Consider the following 25,346-nt stretch of genomic DNA (forward strand, 5'->3'; position numbering starts at 1 on the left):
TTTTTTTTACTAATAAAACTTACTATTTATCTAAGCCTTTATTTAGTATGATTTTTTTAATAATAGTGTCGTTCATATTTATGTAAAGACCTCATTTGTTGTATATTAGCAACAATTAAGGTTTTTTTATGAGATAATCAGAAAATGATTTTTAAGCAAGATTTCTCTACTAAAAAAACACCAAATAAGTGGATTTGGCCGATTATTTTCTTAATCTCATTAGGTGGTTTATCTTATATGGGGCTTAACCCACATCTGATTAGAGATTGGTGGTGGGTGTTGGTGTCTTATAATATTATTACCTGTTTGATTGCAGGTTATTATGTGTTTTTTGCTGTTTCTAAACTTAAGAAAGACAACAAAAATGGCGTAATTGGTGCACGATTTACCTGGTCTTTTATTAAGATTGTTCCACTCTTGACGATTGCGCCAGTGCTGTCTTTTTATCTATTTTCATTTCAAAGCGTGCAAGATAATGTTGCTCGTTCAGAGCAGACTTATAATAACTTTAACAAAGTATTTTTAGACCAAGTAAACGCTTTATATCAAGGGTTGCAAGTCGTTCGAGATGATCGTTATGTTGATTTCACTAAAGTGCTTTTACAGCAAATTCAAAGCTATTCTAGTTTTCAACAAGACACAGAAGATTATAAAAATAAAATGCAGATTTTTGTTCAAGGATTGATTGATAAAAAATACGCTTGTTCTCTGATTTTAAAAAATGAAAAAGATGAATTAATTGCACAAATCAGCCAAAATGAGACCTGCGTGGTTGAGGATAATCAGCCATTGCCAGACCAACAAAATGTTGTTGCATTTGAAGATGAAGAATCAAAGTTGTTTCAAGTGCAAATGTCTAGCCATTATTTAAACAAAAAATTTGACAAAAAAACGCTGGATTTAACCGCAGTGTATGCAACAGACCCACATCTACTACGTTTTTTGAGGCAAGTTAGGGGGTTTTATAACTTTGCCAGCACTCTTACCTTCGATGTCAATACTTCGCTTACGCAAAAGCGCTTTTTATTGGATTTTTCATCCACTATTTTGCTGACAATTCTCAGTGTGTTGTTGATTGTGTTTAGGATGATTGACCAGTTAATGCGTCCGATGCACAACCTCTCGCTTGCTACCAAAGAAATCGCCAAAGGCAATTATGGCGTTGTAGAGCATAGTAAAAAAGAAAATAAAGACATTTATCGTTTGATTGAGCAATTTAACGAGATGTCTGTGCAGGTTCAGCAGTCGCGTCAAGGGCTGAGTACGCATAATTTGTATTTAGAGACTATTTTGAAATATTCCTTTGGTGTGATTGGATTGGACCAAGATAAAAATATTCAATTTATTAATCCGGTTATTGGCAAAATATTAGGGGTTAAAAATGAGCAGCAATTTGTTGGTGGATTATGCGCCAGTATTGTTGAAAAAAATACCTATCTTGACCCTTTATTTTTCATCATTCAAGACAGATTTAATCAAGGTGAAAATGCATGGAGCGAAGAGATTGAATTGGCATTGTCAGACAGATTGGTTATTTTGTCTTGCCAAGGTGCGGTATTGGATGTGAGCGATAAAACGCTGGGCTATGTGATTATTATTAAGGACATTTCTAAACTACATCGTGCACAGAAAAAAGCGGCTTGGGGCGAGGTGGCAGTGCGTATGGCGCACGAAATTAAAAACCCATTAACACCAATTTTGTTGTCTGCACAACGCCTAAGAAATAAATTTTTAGACAGACTTAAAGGCAAAGATTTGGAAATTATTGATAAAACCACCACTGTTATTATTGACCAAGTGAAATCAATGGATGCTATGGTCAGTGCCTTTGCTGATTATGCCAATACACCACAAATTGAGCGTAAATTATTGGATTTAAATGCACTGATTAACCAATCAATCGCATTGTATGATGCACAGAAAAATATCAGCATAGAATTTAATTTATCAGGTGATGTGCCAAAACTACTCTTAGATGCCAATAGCATTTCTAGAGTGCTGATTAACTTAGTAAAAAACGCCGCTGAATCGATTGAACAAGAGGATGATTTGATTATTAATATTACCACCCAATATTTAAAAGATGAGTGTATAGTTCGCCTAAGTATTGAGGATAATGGTGATGGTTTTGAAAAGTCGGTACTTGAGCGTGTGTTTGAGCCTTATGTAACGACCAAAGAAAAAGGTAGTGGCTTGGGTATGGCAATTGTGCAAAATATTATTGAACAACACGATGGGCATATTTTTGCCAGCAATGTTAAACCACATGGGGCAATGGTCATTATTGAATTTGAATATAAAAAGGAGGGCGTATGATAATTGGTAATATTTTAATTATTGACGATGAAAGTATCAATGCTGAGGCGATGAAAGACATTTTGGAAGATGTAAATTACAATGTGGTTTTAGCGGCTGACGCTCAGCAGGCAAAAACCATCGTAAAAAACCAATCGTTTGATTTAATTATGATGGATGTGTGGATGCCGGGGCAAGATGGTATGTCGTTGCTGGAAGAATGGATGAGCACAAATTTTTCTATGCCAATAGTGATGATGTCTGGTCATGCAGAGCATCAAGATGTGGTTAAAGCGATTAAGTTAGGGGCAGTTGATTTTCTAAAAAAACCACTGCATGATATTTTGCCGTTAGTACGCAAACTTTTGTCTGAAAAAATCAATGATGATAAACAGAAAATGAGGGGTATTAATTTTGACTTGCCACTTAAAGCTGCTAGAAATATTTTCGAGGCGAAGTATTTTGACCATCATCTAGCTCAAAATAGGCATAATATTGCCAAAGTAGCAGAGTTAGCTGGATTGGAGAGAACTACATTGTATCGTAAGTTAAAAGATTTAGGGGTTGATAAAAAATAATATATTATGAGAATTTTAATCTTAGGTGCGGGGCAAGTCGGTGCATCACTCGCTCGGTATCTGAGTAAAGATACTGAAAATGAAATCACCATTGTAGACAAAGACGCAACTAATCTAGCCGACATTGCCCGTCATTTAGATGTCAAAACCATTTGCGGGCAAGCTTCATATCCAAATATTTTAGAACAAGCAGAAATCAGAGCTATGGATATGGTGATCGCCGTGACCAAATCTGACGAGGGTAATATGTTGGCCTGTCAAATGGCACATACGCTTTACAAGGTGGGCAAAAAGATTGCCCGTATTCGTACTGCTGAGTATTTGCACCACGATAAATTATTTTCTAATCAGGCCATTCCCATTGATTTTGTTATTACCCCAGAAGTGCTGGTTACAGATTATATTAAACGCATAGTTGAGCAGCCCGGTGCTGAGCAAATTTTTGAATTTGATAACGGACTGATGCAATTAGTAGAAACCAAAGCCTATGAAGGTACACCTATCGTAGGGCGGCCTATCAAGGAATTGCATGAACATCTGCCTAAAACACATATGCGTATTGTTGCCATTTATCGTGATGGTGAAGCCATTTCAGCATACGGTGATACCGTGATTAAAGACGGCGATAGGGTGTATTTTGTTACTAAGAAAAAGAGCATCTCTAAAGTACTTAAAGAGTTTAGACGCTTGGACAGACCTTATAAAAATATTATTATTGCAGGTGGTGGTTTGATTGGGCTTAGTCTAGCCAAATTCTTAGAAAAAAGCCACCGTGTTCGCATTATTGAGCTTAATAAACAACGTGTTAAGAAAATTGCCGATGAACTGGAAGATACTATCGTCCTGCGTGGTAACGCTTCTGATCAGGACTTGTTGACAGAGGAAGGCATTGACAGCACTGATTTATTCTTAGCACTTACCGACTCCGATGAAATTAATGTGATTGTCTCAATTTTGGCAAAACGCTTGGGTGCACACAAAACTATTGCCCTAGTTAAGCGCAATGTGTATAAAGATTTAGCCACGCAAAGTGACGGCGTAGATATGGTTATCTCTCCTGACCAAATCACCACCAGTGGTATTTTGTCACACATTCGCAAAGGTGATACTATGATGGCGCATTCTCTACGACAAGGCAAGGCGGAGGCTATTGAAGTTATTGTTCATGGGGATAAACATCATTCTGATGTAACTGGTAAACCGATTGAAAAAATTAAATTACCTAAAGGCGCTGTGGTTGCATCCATTGTTCGTGACAACAAGGTTACTATGGCCTCAAGAACACTGGTAATTGAAGAAGGCGACCATGTGCTTTTAGTGCTGAGCGATGTGAGTAAAATCCATCAAGTGGAAGAGTTGTTTGAAGGTTATTTTGATTAAATTTATGTGCCTATGTTAAATTTTTACCACTTACCATTCCAAAAGCCACTAACTATTAACTTTTATGCAACTTAGTATCGTATTTAAAACCATCGGCTTGTTGCTAATGGTTTTTAGTTTAACGCAACTACCGCCAATCTTGGTGGATTTGATTTATGCTCAGCAACAATACTCCATCTTTTTAACGGCATTTTTTGCCACATTTAGTATCGGTTTGTTGTTGTGGTTTAAGTTTAGGAAATCCAAACAAGACTTCAGAATTCGCGAGGGTATTTTGGTGGTCGTGAGTTTCTGGTTTGTGCTTTCACTGTTTGCCACCATCCCATTTTTACTCTCAGATGCCTTGCAAATGTCCTTTAGTGATGCATTTTTTGAGTCAATGTCAGGGCTCACTACCACAGGTGCTACTGTGATTGTTGGGTTAGACGATTTACCTAAGGCAATTCTGTATTATCGCCAGCAATTACAATGGCTTGGTGGCATGGGTATTATTGTTTTAGCGTTGGCAATTTTGCCTATGCTGGGGGTTGGTGGCATGGAGCTTTATCACGCTGAATCTAGCGGTATTTCTAAAGACAGGCTGATGCCAAAACTCACCCAAACTGCCAAGGTTTTGTGGTTGATTTATATCAGTTTTACCCTCGCCTGTGCACTGGGGTATTACTTAGCAGGAATGAGTGTTTTTGACGCTATCGGGCACAGTTATACCACCGTGGCAATTGGGGGTTTTTCCACACATGATGCCTCTATTGGGTATTTTGATTCTGTTGCCGTTGAATCTGTGGCAGTGGTATTTATGTTTTTAGCAGGTATTAATTTTTCTCTACATTTTTTTGTTTGGCGTCCCAATCATATTAATCATTACTATCGTGATTCAGAATTTAGAACCTATGTGGCATTTTTAAGTTTTTTAACTGTGGTAATTTCGCTTTATTTAATTAACACAGGGCAATATCAGAGCATCTTTGAAGCATTTAGATATGGTATTTTTCAAAGTGTTTCTATGGCAACCACTACAGGTTTTGCCTCTACCAATTTTTCAGCGTGGACATTTATGTTACCAGTGTTGTTGATTTTTTCTAGTTTTGTGGGTGCTTGCGCTGGCTCTACGGGTGGTGGTATCAAGGTTGTGAGAGTGTTACTGATGTTTAAACTTGCCGCCAAGGAAATCAAAAAATTCATTCATCCGAATGCCCAGATTAACATCAAACTCAACAAATGCGGTGTTGCTGAAAATACCCTAATATCAGTTTGGGGGTTCTTTTCCTTGTATGTTATTGCTTTTATTTTTATTATGATTGCGCTGATGCTTACAGGACTTGATCAGGTCAGCAGTTTTTCAGCCACTGCTGCCAGTATTAACAACCTAGGTCCAGGATTGGGCAAAGTAGCCGCCAACTATGGCGATATCAGCGACAGCGCTAAATGGATTCTAAGTTTTTCCATGCTCCTTGGTCGCCTAGAAATCCTCACTCTAATGGCACTGCTACATAGGGCTTTTTGGCGTTTTTAATTTTAAAAAAAAAGATAAACCATTATAAGGGCTATCAATTCGGTTGGTGTTGCATAGCAACTCTTCTAAGAAGAAAACTGAAGTTAGTTATTATACGAGACCTTTGCATAAATATGAATAATCATCAAAAATCCACTTTTCACCCGCTTGGAAATTTTTTAAACCCAGCCTTAGCCCTGCTAGGACAAGGTTTAAGAAAATCACCAATCTGGCAAAAATTGAATTTTGCTAATCATCCCTATTTATGCAAAGGTCTCTATACAAAGATTTAAAATCAAGGGCATTGACTGTATAATAGTGGCTTTGTATTTCCTTATTCATTATTTGCACTTGAATTAAGGTGTTTTTTTTGCTTACCAAGCATGAGCGAGTTATTTAGGATTATTTATGACAGACAGACAACAAGCAATTAGAACGGTTAAAACAATCAAATCAGAGCCGTTGCAGCAACAAAACATTGTTATCCAGCAGACGCAATCTAAGTATATTAAAGTCAAATCTGGCGTTGCTTATCAAGTAGTTTTACAAAAACACGATGCCTCGCTAGAAGTGGATTTCAATGTCTTGGCAAAAAAACAAGGCAGTGATTTGGTGCTATTGCTAGATGATGAGACTACCGTGGTGTTTGATGAGTATTTTAGCGTTTGTTTGGATGCGGCATCAAGTTGCATGGTGTCTTTGCCTTCTGATGGCGGAATGTATCATGTCTCTGATGGGCAATTTAAACTACTTGAGGACGGCACTGAGTTGGTTTATTTCTATGGTGCACCGACAGGCCTAGAAGAGATTGCTGCGAATAATAGCGGACATACCTTGACGAATTTTATACAACAAAACCAAGAACAAAATACAGGTTACTCGCCTTGGGTATGGGGCGGCGGTATTTTAGTGGCTGCAGCAGCTGTAGGTGGCGGTAGTGGCGGTGGCGGCGGTGGCGATGACAGTTCAGTTTTATTTACTATTCTAGGGGATATTAGCCTTGGGCAAGTAATTAAAGGACATGACTTGACATTGAAAGTTTATGATAAAAATGGTGCAGTATTAGAGGCCGATATAACCGTTGAAGATGATGGATCGTTCACTATTAAGGTTAAAAAAGAGCATGCTGGTGAGTATTTATTGCTTAGGGTTACTGATGGAAGCAATAAAGACTATATTGACGAAGGTACAGGCGAAGAAAAAGATTTAACTTTGACTAAGTTACAAACGATTATTAAAGCAGATGGTAAGGCGGATATTACAGCGATGATAAATCCATTGACTGAGATTATTACACGCAAGGTATTCAATGGTAATACAGACTTAAAGGATGTGGATGATATAACGGCTGATCTTGCTACCGCTAATACAGCTGTCAGCAAAGCATTGAATGTAGAAGGCGTAGATATTAGTAGCACTAAACCTGCGGTAGTTAATGCTGATTCTTACGATAGTTCTGCTAGTGCTGATGTTAAAGCGTTAGGATACGCATTGGCAGGTATTTCTGGTATGGAAACTAAAGACCGTGATGGTGACAAAACCAAAACTACAGACAAAGTTTTAGATGAACTGGTTGATGCAATTGATGACAACGGTGTATTGAATGAAAATACCAAAGCAGACTTCTTGGCTGGCTTAAAACAAGCACAAAGTAAAAATATAGACAATATGCCAGATAGCTATATTAATCAATTTGAAACCAGCATTAGTAATATCGATATTTCCGATGATACAGTTTACAACATAAATACTGATAGCGATTTCATTACCAAAATAACAGCTCAAACTATTACTGCAATACTTAAAACAGCATTAACAAGTAGCGAGAAACTTTGGGGCAGTGTGGACAGTGGTACAACTTGGGAAGAAATAACCGTTACTGCTAACAGTACTGATATTTTGTGGAATAAAGATTTGCAAGAAGGTGAACACATTATTCAGTTTGCTATTACTGAAAATACGATAAGCACAAGTGAGCAAGTGGCTTCTAATGTGAAAGGCACGATTGCTTTGCAATCTTATACGCTAGATACAACAGCACCAGTAAAAGCAATCATTGAAAAAGCAATAACCAATAGTAATAATAACCTTACCACTGGTGAAACAACCAATGATTCCACACCAAATATTCGTATTTCTTTAAAAGACACGGGTGCAAAAGAAGGTGATAGAATTCAAGTGTTAGTGGATGATGGCACAGGTTACACGCATTCAAAATATGCGACCCTCAGTCAAGTTGATATTGATAGAGCTAATGGAGGCTATAAAGATGTAGAACTATCAACTTTGAGTGTTGACACTGGTGATGATAATAAGACATATAGTTTTCAAACGAGGATAGTTGATGAAGTAGGCAATCAAAGTGCATTATCAGATGCATATTCAATTATTTACGATGGTAAGGTTGAAGAATTAACCCTAGCATTAAAAGATGATACAGGCATGAGCACTGTAGATGGTATTACAAATAATAAAATAATAACAATTGGCAATATTGAAAAAGGTGCCAAAGTTGAATATATTTTAGATGGCGGTGATGGCTGGATAACACTCACAAGTACAGTTGCTTATGATTCTGACAAGAAAGGTACAGTAGAAATCGAGTTAAATGAAAATACTAAATATGCTGCAGGCAATATCAAAGTCAGACAAACCGACAGTGTGGGGAATGTTAATACTGAAAATGATATAGTTAAAAATAGTACTTGGATAATTGACAACACAGCAGTAGAATATGATGACAGTGAAGATGAAAAAATATTTAGAGTTAAAAACGAAGATACAAATTTATTTGAGAGTCATATTGTTTTAACCTTTACCGAAGATGTGGTTAAACTACCAACTTTTGATAAAAATTCGTTTACCATTCATATTGGCAGTAACATAGTTGCTAATAGCGATGTTAAAAGCGTTATTACCAGTGGTAACAAGGTAACTATTGTAATGACAGCAGATATAAATACAGCAACTGAGTTGAAATTATCTTATGCGCAAAGTAACAATGACAAAGCCTTACAAGACAAAGCAGGTAATTCTCTAGCAACCATCAGCGAGCAAACCTTTGCCATTGATAATGCTGCACCAACTAAGCCAACGATTGTCAGTGTGATTGATAATAAGGGGGATAGCACAGGTGAAGTTGCTAATAATGCAATTACTGATGACAGTAGTTTAGACATCAAAGTAACTTTTACCGATGCAGTCAAAGGAGATTCCTTAAAATATTACAACACCAAGGATAGTGACAAATTATTAACAACCGTTGTTTTGACACAGATAGATATAGATAGAGGTTACAAAATCACTACTTTGTATCTTGATAGTTCTGTTGATGGCAAAGATTATATATTAAGCACTAAAGTAGTTGATCAGACAGGCAATATCAGTGAAGCTTCGGATGTAAAAAACTTTACCGTTGACGCTGCAGTTAGTACACCCAGTGTTAAATTAAAATATGATAAAGGTCTCTCTACTGCAGATTATATTACCAATTTCCCTACTATTGAAGTTAGTAATATAGAAAAAGGCGCTACTTGGAAGTATTCAGTGGATGGCGGTAGTGACTGGACAGATGGTGAGGGAGGTGCTATTAGTGATTCTAGAGATACCAAACACTCTTTTGAGTTAACAAAAGATACTACCTATGATGCACGAGATATTAGAGTTCGTCAAACTGATAAAGCTCAAAATGAAGCCACTTCTGAAATTGGTTCTAAAGTGATTATAGATAATAGTGCGCCCGAACTTCAATCAGTGGAAAGTAATGATAGTATAATTATTCTGAATTTTAGTGAAAAATTGCATGGTTACAGTACAACAAGTAGCACCGCAAAAAATGCATTTTCTATTGAAGGTCATACAGTTAGTCGTGTAGAAGTTACCGACAACAAAGTACATCTTTCTATTAATAATCCAGTGAGTGATGTTGATGCTATTAAAATAAGCTACACTAAACCAAGCACTGACACTTATCAACTAAAAGATATAGCAGGTAATTTGGTTAATAATCTAAGAATTGGTACAAAAGATGTTGATATTCTAGTTGGTACAAATTCTAACGATACTTTTACAGGAGGTTCAGGAGTCGACACGCTGACAGGTAATGATGGTATTGACACCTTTGATTACAACGCTACAACTGATGGTAATGACACTATTACTGATTTCACTAAAGGCAGCGATAGGTTGGATATTAAAGATTTATTAACAGGTTATGATTCAAGCTCTACCCTATCTAAGTTTGTAATTAGCGAAGTTAGCAACGGTAATACTATTGTGAAAGTAGATGCCAACGGTGCAGTAGGCAATAGTGGTGTATTCACTGCCGATATTGAAATTACTTTAACAGGCGTAACGGGTATTGATTTGTCTACAATGTTAACCAGTGGTGATTTAATCGTTTTATAATTTTGAGTAATAAAGTTACAATTATTGCATTTTTGTTTTGTATTCTGGCAGTGAATGTCAGTGCGCAAATACAAACCCATGGTGTGTTTAGTTTGCCCAGCTTAATCAGTAAAGCAATCGCTTATCATCCTTCTATTAAGAGTAGTATTTTTCTAGAAGACTCTGCTCAAGATGATGTGACCAGTGCCAAGTGGCGTTATTTTCCTACCCCTGGTTTTTCAATCAGACAGGTTAAGGCCTCACAATCAGATATTAATTATAGAGGTGATAAGCGTACTGCAGCACTGAGTTTCTCTCAGCCTTTATGGGCAGGTGGGGCAATTGAGGCAGGGCTGGCAAATTCTAGGGAAAAACTCACTATTGCGCGTGAAGCAACCAGAGTGGTGCAACGCGAACTGGCATTAGAAGTGATTAGGGCTTACAGTAGTTGGTATGATAGCTATTTAAAGAAAGAGGCTTATGGAAAAAGTAAAAAAGAGCATGATATACTTACTGTGCGTATAAAACGCCGTATTGAACAAGGCTTATCTTCGAAAAGTGATTTAAAGTTAGTCACTTCACGCACTAGCCAGTCAGGCGCAAGTTTAAATTCTGCTATTATTCAACATGAAAATTCTTTGCGTAATTTAGAGGAATTACTAGGTTTACGACTTGATCCAGAAGTGCTAATCAAGGATTTTTATATTATTGAATTTAATGATGGTATGGAAAGACTTAAAAGCAAAGCATTATTGATCGATCCTCAAATTAAAAAAAATAAGGCTGAAGGTCGGGCTTTGCAAGCAGAATTAAGGCAAGCTAAGGCTGAGCTTTATCCAAGTATTGGTTTAAGAGTTGAGCGTCAATGGGGGGATTTTACGAGTAGTAAAGGCAGCCCTCAAGACCGTATCTTTCTTGAGTTAAATAGCAGTTTTGGTCCCGGCTTGTCTAATCTTTCAAGCATCAAACAAATTAAGCATCGTTATGAATCTTCGCAGTCAAAAATTCAAGACGCAAAAAATAAAATTGCACAACAAATCGAGATGGATTGGGCATCTTCTGAGTCTTTTAAAGGACAGCAAGCCTTGTTATTAACTTCATTAGAGAATATAAAAGCAGTGCAAAAGTCGTGGTATCGGCAGTTTTTAGCGGGTAGAAAGCAATGGCAAGATGTGATGAATTCTATTCGCGAAGTGTCGCAGTTGGAAGCACAGTTAGCAGGTGTTTATGCTGCTACTGCTACTGTTAATTGGCGGCTTTTTGTGTATGTGAAGCGAATAAATACTGTTTTAAATCCCTTTTCTAATACGAAATCAAAAACACAGCATTCGGATAAGGCGCTATGGCATCCAAGTATAACTCAAACTGGACCTAGTATTGCTGATACTGTGCTTAATTTTGCCTTTCCTAGGGATAGAATAGAGGACAAAGTTACTTGGTTTGCAGATGCTGATACACATCAAAAAATCATCAAAACAGTACAGGATAATAGTTTTAGTAAATTTATTAAACTAATGGATAGTTGGCTACTAGGTAAGAAATCACCCGCCAAATCTTCCGTTCAATTCTTGCCAAAAGGTGAAAATTGAATGATGGTAAATATAATTAAGGACACTCAATGAGAAACAGTTTACTTACTAGTCTTCAGCGTCTATCACAACTCCAACGCTCTCGTTTTGATCGAGTAGAGTTACAACAAGTTGTTGAAGATGAATACGATGAATCAGTTGCCAAGTTGGTAATGTTGAAAGGCATTTGTTCAGAGTTGTTACTACGAACCCCTAAAAAATTAAAAAACATCAATGATCCTTCGATATTGCCTTTGTTGATTTTTGACAAAGATCAAGGCTGGGGTGTGCTTAAAAGTCATAACGCCAAAGGCGAATGGATTGGCGAATGGTTCTCAGAAGAGCAGCACACTTGGTTAGAATTGGTGATTGAGGATTTAGAAGAGTACGGATTATTCGCCCTCAATATGAAGAAAAAACTCGATGTTGGCAAGAGTCGAATTTTTCAAATGGTTAAGAATGAAATTATTATCCATAAAAAATGGCTAATTGATGCCTCTGTAGCAGGTGTATTTATTAATATTATTGCAGTGGCAAGTGCTTTTTATTCCATGCAAGTGTATGACAGAGTTGTACCCACAGGAGCGGCGCAAACTCTAATGGTGCTAACTATTGGTGTATTGGTGTTGACACTGCTAGATTTTATTGCTAAATTAGTGCGTGCAGGCTTGTACGAAAGACTGATTGAAAATATTGATAGACGGCTTTCTAGAGATGTGTACAAGCGTTTTTTGTCATTGCGTATGGATCAATTACCAAAAAGCGTGGGTAGTTTGGCGTCGCAAATGCGTGGCTATGAATCAGTGCGTGCTTTCTTGTCGGCTATTACCACTTATTTAGTGGTTGATGTACCCTTTGTTTTATTTTATGTCTTATTGATTGTCGCTATTGCGGGTAAATTGGCGCTCGTACCAGTTGCATTTTTTATAGTTGCTACTGCAACAGGCTTGTATTTTCATAAAAAAATTGAAAATTTGGCAGATAATATTAACGAATCAGTAAACCTTAAAGTGGGTATGCTGGTAGAGTCAGTTGAGGGTGCGGAGACTATTAAATCAGGACAAGGCGGTTGGCGTATGCTTTCAAACTGGATGAATGTTACCGATGAAGGTCGTGGCTATGATTTAGAAATGAAACGCATGACTGACCAATCTCAATATATGGTGGCATTATTTCAGCAATCTTCGTTTGTGATAATGGTGGCTTTTGGTGCGATGATGATTGGCGGTGGTGGTTTAACCATGGGTGGATTGATTGCCTGCTCTATTTTATCAGGCAGAATTCTAGCCCCTGTGGCTCAAATTCCAGCACATTTAGTGCAATGGGCAAACACCAAGGCGGCGATTAAATCTTTAGATGTGATTTGGGAATTAAAGTGCGACCATGATGGTATTGAACAGCCAGTAATACCTGAAAATTTAAAAACTGATTTTTTAATTGAAGAGAAAACACAATTTAATTATGGCGAGAAAGTAGCACTAGTCTTGCCAGCTATGACCATTGAATCGGGCGAAAAGGTCGGTATTTTAGGTCCAATTGGCTCAGGCAAGACATCATTTTTGCGTTTGTTAAGTGGTATGTATAAGCCAAATGCGGGCAGGATTTTAATGAACGATATTGATTTGGCACATATCTCTAAGCCTGTTTTGTCTGAGAATATTGGTTTTTTACAGCAAGAAGGGCGTTTGTTTAAAGGTACTGTAAGGGAAAATTTGATTCTTGGCTTAGTTGATCCGGGCGATGAGAAAATTTTGGCAGTGGCAAAGATGACTGGATTGCTAGACAGTGTTATTTCTGCTAGTGAAAAAGGCTTAGAGCACGAAATTTTTGAAGGAGGCTTAGGTTTGTCTGGTGGGCAAAAACAATTGTTAAATCTGACTCGTGTGGTATTGCGTGAGCCAAAAATATGGTTGTTAGATGAGCCAACAGCCTCGGTTGATAGGAATTTAGAAGCCTTGTTGATTAATATGTTTAAGAAAACTATCAAGCCTGAGGATACATTGGTATTGGTAACACACAAGATGGAAATGATAGAATTGGTTGATCGTTTAATAGTAGTGAACAAAAATAAAATCATTATAGACGGGCCGAAAGCCGATGTTATTGCACAACTTTCTGGCAAACCACAAGCACAGCCGAAAGCTCAAGTAGCATAAGTTAAGCCATAAAATTAAGAGAATAAATCATGAATTTAGAGAAATTTTTATTAAAGATTGAGCGTTCATTTTCAGTCTCGTATGTGTTGTTAGGCGGTTTATTTGTATTTATCCTGTGGGCAACCATATTTGATATTGATGAAACCGTGCGTTCTCAAGGAAAAATTGTAGCGAGCGGCAGTAATCAGGTTATTCAAGTGGCAGATGGCGGTGTATTGTCTGAGCTTTTTGTGAAAGAAGGCGATCAGGTAAAACAAGGTCAGTTATTGGCAACATTGGAAAAAGACCGTGCAAGAGCAGGCTATGATGAAATTGAATCACAAGTAGCACATCTTAAATCAGAGCTGTCAAGAACGACCGCTATTTTATCGAAAACCCCTTTGTCGTTTGATGCGTTATCAAAAAAATATCCACATTTTATCCAAGCACAAACCGCACTTTATAATCAGCAAAAACGCTCGTTAGAGCAAGAAATGTCCGTGTTAAATGAGACGCTAGAGATTAGTGTTGAAGAGTGGAAGATTACTCTAAGTTTGGAAAAAAGTGGCGATGTTGGGCAGATAGAAGTGCTAAGAGTTAAGCAAAAAATGCTAGAACTTAAGCGCAAAGTAGTTGATACTGAAAATAAGTATTATGAAAGGGCAAGTACCGAAGTTAAAAAATTAGAAGGCGAATTGGCAAGTGTTTTACACAAATTGAAAAAACAACAAAGTGTTTTAGAATACACCGATGTGTACTCTCCTGTGGATGGTGTCATTAAGGATTTAAAGGTAACCACAGTGGGCGGTGTTTTGCGTTCGGGTGAAGCGTTGATGGAAATATCGCCCTCTCATGGCGGTGTAATTTTGCAGGCAAAAATCACGCCAGTAGATATTGGCAGATTAAAACTTGATATGCCAGCCACCATTAAATTAGATGCTTTTGATTATACGGTTTTCGGCGGCTTGAAAGGCGTTGTTACTTATATCAGCTCGGATACTTTGTTAGAAAAAGACCCATCAGGCAGAGAAACAGCGTTTTATCAGGTCAATATCAAGATTGAAGGTCCTGAGCATGAGGACAATGAGAAATCTAAACTCATCAAGCCAAAACTCGGTATGTCGGGAACGATTGATGTGAAAATCGGTGTGCGATCTTTATTCACTTATCTTATCAAGCCTATTTCGCGTGGATTTGGCGGTGCACTTAACGAAAAGTAAATGATTGCCAAGTCTAATCTTTTTAAGTTCGGGCTGAGTGTTTTACTGATTATTTTTCTACCAACAATCCATGCTGACTTAGGGCAAGGCATATCGTGGCAATCTAAGGAATATATAAAAAAAGCCTTTTTTGAAATTGCCTATAAAAATGAATACCGTCAAGGATCGAGTAATTTAAAGCGTTGGAACAAGCGCATTCAATACAAGGTTGATTATTTTGAGTTTCTGTCACCATTTGAGGTGGCTGAAAATATGATTGACGACCACTTTAAAGACTTATCTGACATTACCGCTTTGCCAATTGTTAAAAGTGATAAAAATCCTAATTTTAGAATTATTCTTACCAAACGAGCACACTACAAGAAAGCCATTGAGGAATACACCAAGACTAAGATAAAAAATATTGATACCGAGTCTAATTGCCTGCTGTCTGTTCGACATAGACGCTATGAATTGGTTAAAGCCACCGTCATTATTCCTGTTGATCATGCGATGCGTTATGGCTTGTTACCTGCCTGTATCGTGGAGGAACTGACCCAAGCCATGGGTTTGCCAAATGATTCCGATTGGGTTAATCCATCAGTGGCAAATGACAAAAGTGTGTTAGACCTATTAACAGGCTTGGATTATTTAATGCTGAAAGTATTGTATGACAAGCGTCTTGCGATTGGTATGAGTGTTGAGCAAAGTAGCCCTATAGTTGATAAAATATTGCTTGATTTTGAACAGCAAAACCTGATTAAAAACTCTATATTAACCGCAGAAAAACTCAGACTTGCCAAGCAATTAGAATAACAAATTGAGACGCCGGGCTTCTCAATTTCAATCTTCGTCCATATTTTTTATATAGTCTTTATTTTCAGTAAAATAATCAGATTGTTGGTAGGCGTACTCTTTATAAGAATCAATTTCTTTGGTAATTTTCTTTACCTCGTCAATATCAAGAATATCATCGTATTCATTCAAATAACCAAAAAAACTGGATTTAATTAAATTTTCTTGCGGGTTAATTCTGTGGTGGCGATAATTTAGATTAATATAAACCGATAAAAAAGGTAGAGCCTCATGTCCTTCAATTTGATTAGCCTTAAACCTACCTTGAAATAAAGCACCAGAGCGACGATACTTATTATTGAAAAATTTAACATAACCCGTACAAAGTCGTTGCATAAATTTAGCAATACCATCGTTAGTGTTTGATTTCAGTATCAAGTGAAAATGATTAGGCAACAAACAATAAGCCACCACACTTACTAATTGAGACGCCGGGCTTCTCAATTTTTGATTTAATGGTAAGTTTTGGCGAAAAATACCGCCAACTGTTTGTGTGTTGTTAAAATCACGCATCCTGTCGAGAAAATATTTTAGATCCTCCTCTTCTTGAAAAATGATGCGTCTATCAATACCACGATTGAATACATGGTAATAATAATTAGCCGAAATAGTATTTTGTCTTTGTGCCATAATTGTGTATTATAACAAATTGAGAAGCCCGGCGTCTCAATTTGGCGTCTTGATTGTTATTTTTCGATAATGATATTGTAGTTTGGTAGGGCGGCAAGCAGTTTTTTGCCGTAGAATTTGGTTACAAGGCGGTTGTCAAAAATGGTGATTTTACCAGTGTCGGTTTCGGTGCGAATGAGTCTACCACAGGCTTGGATGAGTTTGAGTGATGCATCGGGTAAGGAGATTTCCATAAATGGATTGCGTTTTTTTGATTCTAAGTATCCTGCTAGGGTTTTGTCAATTGGCGAGTTGGGAACGCTAAAACGCAATTTAACGATAATCACATGGGTAAGATTATCGCCTTTTAAATCCACTCCTTCGGCAAAACTGTCTAAACCAAAAATCACACTTCCTTGGTTTTTTTTTCGCAGATTAATGTGTTTTTCTAAAATTAGTTTTTTCGAAAATTCACCTTGCACCAGTAAATTTGGCTCAAGTTTGTTTTCAACCAAATTTGCCACCTCTTGCATTTGTTTATTTGAGGCAAACAAAACCAGCGAGCCTTCGTTGGCATTGATGCGCTGTAATAGTTGCACCGCTACTTCTTGTGTGTGTTCATAGACTTGTTGAGGAGCAGCGTTGAATTTGGCAATCACAAAATCTACTTTTTCAAAAGAAAAAGGTGATGGCAAGCGTAAATATTGGTTGTCATTCTTAATTAAACCAAGTTGTTGATTGAGTCTATCAAAACTACCGAGTGATGAAAGGGTGGCAGAGGTTAAAACGCAACCTGCCGCTTTAGACCAAATTAGGTTATCAAGGTTGGTAGAAATGTCTGTTTGTGCGCTGTGTAAACTGTAATTGGTTTTTTTATTGGCGATATTTTTGCCAATCCAACGAGAATGCGGACTTTTGTTCGCATCATCGGTTTGTAAAAAAGATGAAAATAATTCAATAATACCGATTAAGTGTTGCTCACACTCGCCAATGGCATTATTAAGTGGATCAGCGATATTTTTGTCAATAGGTTGAATTCGTAGATAGTCCGTCCATGTGTCTTTTAAGATAACAAATCTGGATAATACTTGGGTAATCAGTATGCTGATTTGTGTGCTAGTTTCGGCAATACCATCGTCTACTTGCCCTTGGTTAAATAAAGACACATCCTCTTCAAAAGATAGCATTTTTAGCAGTTCAGTTAGGTCTTGTAGGTAGTTATCCACCTGCTTAACATTAACTTCAATAGGCTCTTGCTCGATGAGTTTGGCGATTTTTTCACTGATGCCTTGGGTTTGGCGAATGCTACTTTTGATAAATTCGATATTGGTGCTTAGTGAAAAGTGCGATAGTGCCTTAGCATTAAGATGGTGTGCCTCATCAAAGATAAGAATAGCATCGGCCACATCGGGTAAAACTGTATTGCCAGTCGATAAATCTGCCAGCACCAAGTCATGATTAGCCACAATGACATCGGCGTGGGAGATTTTTTTTCGAGATTTAAAAAAGGCACATTCATCATAAAATTCACAGCTTCTCGTTGTGCAAGTAAAGCGATTACAGGCAATTTTTTGCCACAGTGTAGAATCAGGCATACGCACTAAATCGTCAATCTCGCCATTCCATTGTTTGGCAGAATAATCTTCTAGCAACTCACTCATTTGTTTTAGTTGATATGCTTGTGGCGGTTCGCTAAACAGAAAATCACTGTTATTGCTAGCATTGTCTTCAGTTAAATTAATCAAATTGCGAATGCACACATAACGAGAACGCCCCTTAACTAGCGTGTATTCAAAATCTACGGAACAATATTTTTGCGCTTCGGGTAGGTCTTTAAGTAGTAATTGCTCTTGTAGGGCAACATTGGCGCTGGAAACAATCAATTTTTTTTTATTGGCCTTAGCGATGGGAATGCTACTGAGCAAATAGGCAAAAGTTTTACCAGTGCCAGTAGGTGCCTCTACGCATAAAATTCTATTGCTATTTTCATATTCTCCTGTTAAAGTTTTGGAGACTTCTGCCATCATTTTGTTTTGCGATCCACGCACTTGAAAGCCGTCCATATCCGACTTTAATGCAATAAATGAGTTACGAATTTGAGATTTTAATTCTTCTGAGAGCATATTACGCCTTTCTTTGCAAGGATAAATCACAGAGCAAAATGAGTGCTTCTTTGTATTTAGATTCTTGCAGTGAGTCTAAGGATTGTTTTGCAAGATCAGCTGATTTTTTTGCTTGTTTGTAAGTGTAGTCAAAAGCATTTACCGATTGTAAAATATCAATAACCTGCTTAATTTTGGTATTATCTGCGTTGTTAATTGCCTCTTTTAGCAGTTTTTTATCTTTGGGTGAGGTGTTTTTGAGTGCGTAAATCATTGGTAAAGTGGCTTTTCCTTCGCTTAAATCATCACCAACTTCTTTACCCATAGTGTCAATATCTGATTGGTAATCCAACACATCATCAATAATTTGAAAGGCATTACCCAAGTGCAAGCCATACGCTTTTAGTGCTTGCTCCTGTGCAACATCTACCTCTGATAAAACACCACCAATTTGCGTGGCTGCTTGAAATAGCACGGCTGTCTTGCGTTCAATAACCTGATAATATTCGGCTTCAGTGAGTGCAGCATTTTGGCAATTTAACAATTGTAAAACTTCACCTTGTGCAATCTCATTAGTGGCTTTAGAGAGGATTTTCATTATTCGCATTGAATTGGGTTCAACCATTATTTCAAAAGCACGAGAGTATAAAAAATCCCCCACCAAAACACTGGCAGCATTGCCCCAAATTTCGTTAGCAGTCTCCTTGCCACGGCGACTATGCGATTCATCAACAATATCATCGTGCAACAGTGTGGCAGTGTGAATTAACTCAATTACCACTGCCATCAAATGATGTTGATTCCCTTGATAATTGCTGGCACGCGCACATAACAACAACAACAAAGGGCGTAAACGCTTGCCACCAGCGTTAATGATATATCCACTCATTTGATTGATAAGCACCACATCTGAACTCAAGTGTTGAATTAACGCTTGATTTGTTTTTTCAACATCAACTTTAATTAAATTTTGAATATCTTCAAATGATTTCATAGTTTGCTATTTTAAACTACTGGCTAATAAATATACTTCTTTAGAACGAGCACGAGATGCTTTGGGTTTGCGAATCACCACTTTGGTAAAAGCCATTCGACAGGCTTTAACATACGCATCAAAACCTGCACCTTGAAATACTTTGATAAAGAAATAACCATTTGGTGCAAGGGTTTTGATTGCCATATCCAGTGCTAATTCGCATAAATATAAGGATTTTGGAATGTCAACTGAAAGTTGTCCACTCATATTTGGTGCCATATCGCTTAAAACCACATCCACCTTTTTACCTTGTGTGAGTGCCAATAACGCTTCATAAACTTCTAATTCAGTAAAGTCGCCACACAAAAAATCCACCCCTTCAATCGGCTCAATGTTTAAGATGTCACTGGCAATGACTTGCCCTGATTTACCAACCATTTTAATTGCCACCTGACTCCAGCCACCGGGTGCTGCACCTAAATCAAGTACTCGGTGACCTGATTTGATAAAGTTATCTTTTGTAATGGCTTCAGTTAATTTATAAACTGCACGCGAACGATAGCCTGCTTTTTGTGCTTTTTTTACATACTCATCGCTTAGATGTTCGCTCATCCAGCGTCCAGAACTGCTCTTTTTTCCCATGCCAGCTTACATTAATAAATGCTAATATTATAAGAGGTTTAGGGGATAATAATGCCTTTTTCATTATTACTGCTTCGTATGAATACCAAACTTAGAAATATTGCCATTATTGCCCATGTTGACCACGGAAAAACCACGCTAGTTGACAAGCTCTTAGAGCAATCACAAACCTTTGATGATCGTTTTGAGTCAACAGACAGGATGATGGATTCTAACGATTTGGAAAAAGAACGAGGTATTACCATTTCTAGTAAAAATACGGCGATTCAATGGAATGATTATCATATTAATATTGTTGACACTCCGGGACACGCCGATTTTGGTGGCGAAGTAGAGCGGGTATTGTCCATGGTGGATTCGGTGTTATTATTGGTGGATGCACAAGAAGGCCCAATGCCACAAACCCGTTTTGTGACTAAAAAAGCCTTTGACCAAGGGCTTAATCCCATCGTAGTGATTAACAAAATTGACAAAGATGCAGCACGCCCTGATTGGGTAATTGATCAAGTGTTTGATTTGTTTGACCAACTTGGTGCGACCGATGAGCAGCTAGATTTTCCAATTATTTACGCTTCAAGTATTAATGGCTACGCTTCGCTAGAAGACGATGTGCGTTCGGGCGATATGACACCAATGTTTGAAACCATTGTCGAAAAAGTAGCGGCACCAGAAGTGGATGTGGATGCGCCATTGCAAATGCAAATTACGGCATTGGATTATTCCTCGTTCATCGGTGCGATTGGCATTGGGCGTATTCAACGAGGTGCCATTAAGAAAAACCAGCAAGTAATAGTGATGGGCGCTAATGGCGTTGAACGCAAGGCTAAAGTTGCAGGCTTGATGGGCTTTATGGGCTTAGAAAAAATAGAAACTAATAGCGCTGAAGCAGGCAATATTGTTTGTATTACTGGTATTGAAGGCATCTCTATTTCTGATACTATTTGTGATGTGGATACAGTCGAGGCCTTGCCACCACTTAGTGTGGATGAGCCAACAGTATCAATGGCGTTTCGTGTGAATGATTCGCCGTTTGCAGGACAGGACGGCAAATATATTACCTCTAGAAATATTCGTGACCGTCTAGACAAAGAGCTGATTTACAATGTGGCGTTGCGGGTTGCTAATACCGATGACCCTTCTGAGTTTATTGTTTCTGGACGAGGCGAATTACATTTATCTATATTGATTGAAACCATGCGTCGTGAAGGGTTTGAGTTGGCAGTAGGTCGTCCACAGGTAATTTTAAAAGAAATTGATGGGGTGATTTGTGAGCCGTTTGAAGATTTGAGTGTGGATGTTGAGGCTCAGCACCAAGGTACAGTGATGGAGAAACTCGGTGAGCGCAAAGGTGACCTTACCAATATGGTGCCTGATGGCAACGGTAGAGTAAAGCTTGACTTTAATATCCCTGCACGAGGTTTAATTGGCTTTAGAACGGAATTCTTAACCGCAACTACAGGCACAGGCTTAATGAACTCTTCATTTGATGCCTATAAGCCGAGAAAAGAAGGTGAGATTGGTCAGCGTAATAATGGCTCGTTGATTTCGATGACGCAAGGGCAAGCAGTGGCATACGCTATTTTTAATTTACAAAAATCGGGTAAATTCTTTGTTGAACACAATACTGATATTTACGAAGGTATGGTAGTCGGCATTCATACCCGAGATAAAGATTTGGTTATCAATGTAATGAAGGGTAAGCAACTTACCAATGTTCGTGCCTCTGGTACGGATGAGGCGGTATCACTCACACCAGCGATTAAACTCGATCTTGAGCAAGCACTAGAATTTATTGATGATGATGAATTGGTGGAAGTAACACCAAATAACATTCGTATTCGTAAGCGTTTATTAGGTGAAACGGAACGCAAAAGAGCGCGTAGTAAATAATTAATCTGCCTAACCTAATGGACAGTTTTTTTAATTTCTTTGTTAAGCAAAAAAAACTGGCACTGGTTTTTACGGTAAGCATTATTGCGATTGGCTTATTGGCGTTTAATAATATTCAAAGAGACCAGTTTCCAACAATTGATTTTGAATTGGTAACCATTGTTACTGGTTATCCGGGTGCCTCCCCTGAAGATGTTGAGCAAAATATTACCAATCCGATTGAGGATGAATTAAGCAGTGTAATAGGGATTGAAAAATTTAGTTCTATTTCTCGCCAAGGGTCTTCTGTTATTTTGGTAACACTATCGCCTGATGTAGATGATGTTAGTGCATTAAAACAAGACATTCAAAATGCGGTTGACCGAATTAAATCACTACCAGATGAGGTGGTGAATTTACCTGAAGTGGTGGATATGAAAAGTTCATTACAAAGCATTCTAAAAGTTAATATCAGTAGTAACAGCCTATCTTTTGCCCAATTGCGTAATAAAATTGATGAGATTGCTGATGAGTTGGCACTAGTTGATGGCGTTTCTGAGGTGTCCAAAGAGGGGTATTTAGACCGTGAAATTCAAATACGGATTGACACCGACAAACTGTATCAATATAAATTGTCCTTGCCGCAAGTTATGAGTGCGATTCAAAAGCGCAATCAGCGTTATACCGTTGGTAGTAATAATGGCATTAAGAATGAGAAAACCATTGTAGTGCTAGCACAATTTGATCAAGCACAGGCGGTAGGGGATGTGATTATAAAATCAAGTTTTGACGGTCCAGTGGTGCGGTTAAAGGATATTGCCACCATTAGTGACGGCAATGTTGAGGAAAAATCAATTGTGCGTGTTAACGCCACCAAAGGTTTTATTTTAAAAATTCGCAAACAAGCGCATGCTGATATTATTACTACAGTTGATTTAATCAAGGAAAAACTACACGCATTGCAAGCGAAAAAATACCCACAAGTGCGTATTTTTTATTCCTCTGACTTGTCTAAATATGTGCGTAATCGACTCGAAATTGTGACCAACAACGGCATGATTGGATTGCTATTGGTATTGTTGGTATTGGGGGTATTCTTGTCGCTAAAAACGGCATTTTGGGTTGCAGTGAGTTTGCCTGTGTCATTACTGGGTTCGGTGGCGTTATTAGGGATGGCGGGTGAAACGATTAATTTAATATCATTAGCAGCAATGATATTGGTGCTGGGTATTGTGGTGGATGATTCTATTATTGTGGCAGAGAGCATTCATCATTACAAACAAATAGGCACAGATAAATATCACTCTGCTGTGAAAGGTTTTAAGCGGGTTATTATGCCAGTGATTACCACCATATTGACTACGGTTTTGGCATTTTCATCAATGTTTTTAATGGAAGGGACAATGGGTAAGTTTATTTATGTCATTCCATTGGTGGTAATTTTTGCTTTAACTTTGTCTTTTTTAGAAGTAACGATTGCCTTGCCTGCACACCTTGCTGGTTTGAATGAAAAATCTCAAAAGAAAAATTGGTTTAATGCGATTGAAAACTGGTTTGAAAGGGTGCTTAAGCAGGTTTTAAGAATGCGCTATTTAATAGTGATAGGGTTTCTTGCGTTATTAGGTGCATCGATTTTTTTTGCTGCAACACAAATGCGCCTTACTTTGTTTCCAGCAATAGGCGCTGATGTTATTACTGCAAAACTTAAAATGCCACCGGGTAGTTCGTTGCAACATACTGCAAGTGTGAGTCATAAAGTTGAGACATTAATTAAAGATGTGGTGGGTGTAGACTTGGATTCTTTAACCAATAATATTGGTCAATCGTTTTCTCATGTGGCACAATTTAATATTGCTTTGGTGCCTAGTAGTGAGCGAAAAACTCAGGTTAAGACGCAACTTCAACGCTTGAAAGCACGCACCACAGAGATTGTTGAAGCTGAAAAACTCACTTTTTCAGTGCGTCGCCCTGGTCCACCACAAGGGGAAGATATTGAAATTCAGTTGGTTAGTAGTAATGACGATCAACGCCAAACTGCCGCAAACGCTTTGGCTGAGATTCTTAGCCAAATAGAGGGTGTGGATAATATTGATAGAGACGATGATCCGAGTAAATCACGCATTGAAGTGGTGTTGGATTTTGAAAAAATGGCAAGGCTAAATGTGGATTTTGTTACAGTTAATCGTTATTTGAAAGCCGCTTTTAGTGGTATTAATGTGACGGATATTCGCTATGGCGATACCGATGTAGATTTTAGGGTTTATTTGGGTGAATCTAAGCAATCAGAAGCAGTTATTAGTGAACTTAAAATTAGTAACCGCCAGTCTAGACCTGTGCCACTCAAACAATTTTCCAGTATTCGTCATATTGTTGGTGAACCTGATTTTAACCATTTTGATGGGCAACGATCAGTAAAAATCAGTGCTAGCATTAACGATGAAATTGCCAGCACATCCGTGGTTATTAAGCAAGTTCTTAAGTCATTTGACGCTGATAATTTATATCCTGCTGTTCGAGTTTTGAGTGAAGGAGGTGCAAAAGAAACGAAAAAATCAATGCAAAGTTTCTTAAAAGCATTTGTTATGGCTGTTCTTATCATTTTCTTTTTGTTAATTTTGTTATTTGATTCTTATACTCAGCCGTTATTGGTGCTTAGTGCCATTCCTTTCTCGGTCATTGGTGTTATTTGGGCGTTCTTTTTACACGGTGAGCCACTGAGTTTCTTTGCGTTGCTAGGCACTTTGGCGTTGGTTGGTGTAATTGTGAATGATTCTTTAGTGATGGTTACCCATTTGAATTATTTGAAACAGAAATTATCTGCCACCACGCCAGCACTTGAATGGATTGTTCAAGGTGCAAAAGACCGTTTGCGTGCAGTAATACTCACCAGTTTAACCACTTTGGCAGGCATTATCCCTTTGGCTTACGGTATTGGCGGCACAGATTTTATTTTGAAACCAATGGCATTATCGTTGGGCTATGGCTTGTTATTCGGCACAGTGATGACGCTTATTTTATTGCCGTGCCTTTATTTAATGAATTATCAATTTGTGAATTGGATAGCTAAATTTAGCAAAAAATAGAGACTTTTGCTAGTTACCCATATTTATGCAAAGGCCTGTAATGATCTAATCAACTTGGACACATTTCAAGCCACTTTTTTCAATTCAGCCATCTTTTCTGCTGGGGTTAAATACCCAATAGCTGAATGAATCCTTTTGTAATTGTAAAAATAAATATAACTCTCTACATTTTCCACT

At 37.9% G+C, this 25,346-nt stretch carries 17 protein-coding genes; 12 read left to right on the plus strand and 5 right to left on the minus strand.

The window, feature by feature from the left end:
* The first annotated feature begins 144 nt into the window (after positions 1-144).
* From CRYPD_RS03190 to CRYPD_RS03230, 10 genes are all read left to right on the plus strand, one after another.
* Positions 145-2,316, plus strand: coding sequence for a sensor histidine kinase (locus CRYPD_RS03190; protein WP_138146131.1), 2,172 nt, complete (start codon positions 145-147; stop codon positions 2,314-2,316).
* Positions 2,313-2,873, plus strand: coding sequence for a response regulator (locus CRYPD_RS03195; RefSeq protein WP_138146132.1), 561 nt, complete (start codon positions 2,313-2,315; stop codon positions 2,871-2,873). The genes CRYPD_RS03190 and CRYPD_RS03195 overlap by 4 nt, the downstream gene beginning before the upstream one ends.
* Positions 2,874-2,879: 6 nt before the next feature.
* A complete protein-coding gene (trkA, locus tag CRYPD_RS03200) occupies positions 2,880-4,253 on the plus strand; it encodes a Trk system potassium transporter TrkA (protein WP_138146133.1) in 1,374 nt (457 codons plus the stop codon).
* Between the two features lie 64 nt (positions 4,254-4,317).
* Complete coding sequence (locus CRYPD_RS03205; RefSeq protein WP_138146134.1) at positions 4,318-5,766, plus strand: TrkH family potassium uptake protein; 1,449 nt, start codon at positions 4,318-4,320, stop codon at positions 5,764-5,766.
* Between the two features lie 113 nt (positions 5,767-5,879).
* Positions 5,880-6,038: a hypothetical protein gene (locus CRYPD_RS07890; protein ID WP_171004297.1), complete on the plus strand. Its 159-nt coding sequence runs from the start codon at positions 5,880-5,882 to the stop codon at positions 6,036-6,038.
* 115 nt (positions 6,039-6,153) lie between these two features.
* Positions 6,154-10,152, plus strand: coding sequence for a SwmB domain-containing protein (locus CRYPD_RS03210; RefSeq protein ID WP_138146135.1), 3,999 nt, complete (start codon positions 6,154-6,156; stop codon positions 10,150-10,152).
* Between the two features lie 2 nt (positions 10,153-10,154).
* Entirely contained in the window at positions 10,155-11,720 is a 1,566-nt protein-coding gene (locus CRYPD_RS03215; RefSeq protein WP_138146136.1) for a TolC family protein, read from the plus strand.
* 29 nt (positions 11,721-11,749) lie between these two features.
* Positions 11,750-13,855: an ATP-binding cassette domain-containing protein gene (locus tag CRYPD_RS03220; protein ID WP_138146137.1), complete on the plus strand. Its 2,106-nt coding sequence runs from the start codon at positions 11,750-11,752 to the stop codon at positions 13,853-13,855.
* A gap of 29 nt (positions 13,856-13,884) precedes the next feature.
* Entirely contained in the window at positions 13,885-15,054 is a 1,170-nt protein-coding gene (locus CRYPD_RS03225) for a beta-barrel domain-containing protein (protein ID WP_138146138.1), read from the plus strand.
* Entirely contained in the window at positions 15,055-15,849 is a 795-nt protein-coding gene (locus CRYPD_RS03230) for a DUF2927 domain-containing protein (protein ID WP_138146139.1), read from the plus strand.
* A 27-nt stretch (positions 15,850-15,876) separates the two neighbouring features.
* On the opposite strand, the gene CRYPD_RS03235 is transcribed toward CRYPD_RS03230, so the two are convergent.
* The 4 genes from CRYPD_RS03235 to rlmE are packed head-to-tail and all read right to left on the minus strand — an operon-like array spanning position 15,877 to position 20,217.
* A complete protein-coding gene (locus tag CRYPD_RS03235) occupies positions 15,877-16,518 on the minus strand; it encodes a transposase (protein ID WP_138146140.1) in 642 nt (213 codons plus the stop codon).
* A gap of 56 nt (positions 16,519-16,574) precedes the next feature.
* The gene (gene dinG, locus CRYPD_RS03240; RefSeq protein WP_138146141.1) at positions 16,575-18,620 is read right to left on the minus strand and encodes an ATP-dependent DNA helicase DinG; all 2,046 of its coding nucleotides are present in this window, start codon (positions 18,618-18,620) and stop codon (positions 16,575-16,577) included.
* 1 nt (position 18,621) lies between these two features.
* Positions 18,622-19,593: a polyprenyl synthetase family protein gene (locus CRYPD_RS03245; protein WP_138146142.1), complete on the minus strand. Its 972-nt coding sequence runs from the start codon at positions 19,591-19,593 to the stop codon at positions 18,622-18,624.
* A gap of 6 nt (positions 19,594-19,599) precedes the next feature.
* Positions 19,600-20,217 carry a 23S rRNA (uridine(2552)-2'-O)-methyltransferase RlmE gene (gene rlmE / locus CRYPD_RS03250; RefSeq protein ID WP_138146143.1) on the minus strand — a complete coding sequence of 206 codons (618 nt, stop codon included), beginning with the start codon at positions 20,215-20,217 and terminating at the stop codon, positions 19,600-19,602.
* A gap of 78 nt (positions 20,218-20,295) precedes the next feature.
* Here rlmE and typA point away from each other — a divergent pair, with 78 nt between their 5' ends.
* Both typA and CRYPD_RS03260 read left to right on the plus strand, forming a co-directional pair.
* A complete protein-coding gene (gene typA, locus CRYPD_RS03255) occupies positions 20,296-22,107 on the plus strand; it encodes a translational GTPase TypA (protein WP_138146145.1) in 1,812 nt (603 codons plus the stop codon).
* A gap of 17 nt (positions 22,108-22,124) precedes the next feature.
* On the plus strand, positions 22,125-25,169 hold the full coding sequence (locus CRYPD_RS03260; protein ID WP_138146144.1) for an efflux RND transporter permease subunit: 3,045 nt from the start codon (positions 22,125-22,127) through the stop codon (positions 25,167-25,169).
* Positions 25,170-25,234: 65 nt separating this feature from the next.
* Here the strand turns inward: CRYPD_RS03260 and CRYPD_RS03265 are convergent, their stop codons facing one another.
* Positions 25,235-25,345, minus strand: coding sequence for an IS3 family transposase (locus CRYPD_RS03265; protein ID WP_138145522.1), 111 nt, complete (start codon positions 25,343-25,345; stop codon positions 25,235-25,237).
* Position 25,346: the final 1 nt, after the last annotated feature.

The organism is Bathymodiolus heckerae thiotrophic gill symbiont (genome assembly GCF_900180345.1).
GTDB lineage: Bacteria > Pseudomonadota > Gammaproteobacteria > PS1 > Pseudothioglobaceae > Thiodubiliella.

Coding starts and splice junctions, on each gene's coding strand:
- CRYPD_RS03190 (WP_138146131.1), top strand. CDS start 145: ATGATTTTTAAGCAAGATTTCTCTACTAAAAAAACACCAAATAAGTGG.
- CRYPD_RS03195 (WP_138146132.1), top strand. CDS start 2,313: ATGATAATTGGTAATATTTTAATTATTGACGATGAAAGTATCAATGCT.
- trkA (WP_138146133.1), top strand. CDS start 2,880: ATGAGAATTTTAATCTTAGGTGCGGGGCAAGTCGGTGCATCACTCGCT.
- CRYPD_RS03205 (WP_138146134.1), top strand. CDS start 4,318: ATGCAACTTAGTATCGTATTTAAAACCATCGGCTTGTTGCTAATGGTT.
- CRYPD_RS07890 (WP_171004297.1), top strand. CDS start 5,880: ATGAATAATCATCAAAAATCCACTTTTCACCCGCTTGGAAATTTTTTA.
- CRYPD_RS03210 (WP_138146135.1), top strand. CDS start 6,154: ATGACAGACAGACAACAAGCAATTAGAACGGTTAAAACAATCAAATCA.
- CRYPD_RS03220 (WP_138146137.1), top strand. CDS start 11,750: ATGAGAAACAGTTTACTTACTAGTCTTCAGCGTCTATCACAACTCCAA.
- CRYPD_RS03225 (WP_138146138.1), top strand. CDS start 13,885: ATGAATTTAGAGAAATTTTTATTAAAGATTGAGCGTTCATTTTCAGTC.
- CRYPD_RS03230 (WP_138146139.1), top strand. CDS start 15,055: ATGATTGCCAAGTCTAATCTTTTTAAGTTCGGGCTGAGTGTTTTACTG.
- CRYPD_RS03235 (WP_138146140.1), bottom strand. CDS start 16,518: ATGGCACAAAGACAAAATACTATTTCGGCTAATTATTATTACCATGTA.
- dinG (WP_138146141.1), bottom strand. CDS start 18,620: ATGCTCTCAGAAGAATTAAAATCTCAAATTCGTAACTCATTTATTGCA.
- CRYPD_RS03245 (WP_138146142.1), bottom strand. CDS start 19,593: ATGAAATCATTTGAAGATATTCAAAATTTAATTAAAGTTGATGTTGAA.
- rlmE (WP_138146143.1), bottom strand. CDS start 20,217: ATGGGAAAAAAGAGCAGTTCTGGACGCTGGATGAGCGAACATCTAAGC.
- typA (WP_138146145.1), top strand. CDS start 20,296: ATGAATACCAAACTTAGAAATATTGCCATTATTGCCCATGTTGACCAC.
- CRYPD_RS03260 (WP_138146144.1), top strand. CDS start 22,125: ATGGACAGTTTTTTTAATTTCTTTGTTAAGCAAAAAAAACTGGCACTG.